This is a genomic window from Brumimicrobium oceani, assembly GCF_003143775.1.
GTDB lineage: Bacteria > Bacteroidota > Bacteroidia > Flavobacteriales_D > Crocinitomicaceae > Brumimicrobium > Brumimicrobium oceani.
Map to the genome: position 1 here is coordinate 1 of NZ_QFRJ01000033.1, position 1413 is coordinate 1413.

At 33.5% G+C, this 1413-nt stretch carries 2 protein-coding genes; both read left to right on the forward strand.

Features of this window, described 5'->3' with window-relative positions; all coding sequences use genetic code 11:
* Positions 1-53 precede the first annotated feature (53 nt).
* Positions 54-434, forward strand: coding sequence for an ISAon1 family transposase N-terminal region protein (locus DIT68_RS16155; RefSeq protein ID WP_109360856.1), 381 nt, complete (start codon positions 54-56; stop codon positions 432-434).
* A 4-nt stretch (positions 435-438) separates the two neighbouring features.
* Positions 439-1389, forward strand: a complete 951-nt coding sequence (locus DIT68_RS16160) for an ISAon1 family transposase (protein WP_449374854.1) — start codon at positions 439-441, stop codon at positions 1387-1389.
* The last annotated feature ends 24 nt before the right edge of the window (positions 1390-1413 follow it).

Sequence of the window (1413 nt, forward strand, 5' to 3'; positions counted from 1 at the left end):
GGGTCATGTGAATTTTAAGGGGATTTGATTAATTTTACCTACTAAAAACATCGATGAACTCATCCTTAATATCTCATGTTTTACCTGAGGAGCTTATAAAGTATTTTGATATAAAAGAAGTTTTAGTGCTTTGTGATATTAAGACTAAAAAAGAAATCCTAAGCGTAGATTTGGAAGAGAAAAATAGTTTGCCATTTGGCTATGATATTTCTAGCTACCAGTCAAAAGGCTTTATATCAATTAAGACAATCCAAGATTTTCCACTTCGAGGTAAGGCTGTTTATTTAAATATCAGAAGACGAAGGTGGCGACATAAAGAGACTTTGGAAGAGATAAAAAGTGATTACTCATTTATTGCACAGGGAGCTAAATTAACACAAGAGCTCGCTGATTTTTTAAAAGGTACAGGTCGAGACCCGAGAAGATACGATTAGCAATATTGCGAGCTACTATTGTGTTGCAGCGGATAAGGTTCGTCGTCATTATAAGAAATACAGTAGCGGTTTTGATATATGGGATCAAAAAGGACATGCAGAACAATACATGATTTACCCAGCCAATGTTGGAGAGTATTTAAGCATTGATGAAGTTAGTCTATCTAACGGAGAGCTATATACTTTTGTAACAAATAAGATTGGAAGAGGAAAACGAGGTTCTTTGGTCGCTTCAATAAAAGGTACACGTTCGCAAGATATCATTGATACTTTAGAGAGGTTGCCATTAGAAAGTAGAAAGAAAGTTAAGGAAATAACTTTAGATATGGCTAAAAACATTGAGTCCGCAGTAAGAATGACCTTTCCAGAAGCCTCACTTGTTACAGACAGATTTCACGTAGTTAAACTAGTGATGGAAGCATTACAACACCTTAGAATCAAGAAGAGATGGGAGGAGCTTGATAAAGAAAATGATTTAATTTTAAAGTGCAAATCAGAAGGCAAAAAGTATAAATCTAAAGAGTTTTCTAATGGAGATACACCCAAACAATTACTGGCAAGAAGTAGATATATTATCGCCAAAAAAGAAATACAATGGACAGAAAATCAAAGAGAAAGAGCTGAAATATTATTTAAAGAACATCCAGATCTTCATATAGCTTACAAACATAGTCTTGCTTTTAGATCCATATACGAGGAAAAGCTTCGATCCACAGCAGAAAAGAGGTTTAAAGAATGGATGAATAATACTTTTGAGAAGGAGTTAAAAACATTTTATACCACAGCTAATACAGTCAAAACTAACTTTGAAAATATTCTAAACTTCTACACGAATAGAAATACGAATGCCAATGCTGAGTCTTTTAATGCTAAAATCAAATTATTTAGAGCAAATTTAAGAGGCGTGACAGATACATCTTTTTTCCTGTTTAGGTTAGAGAAATTATTTGCTTAATCCCCTTAAATTTAATGTGACCCA

Coding starts and splice junctions, on each gene's coding strand:
- DIT68_RS16155 (WP_109360856.1), top strand. CDS start 54: ATGAACTCATCCTTAATATCTCATGTTTTACCTGAGGAGCTTATAAAG.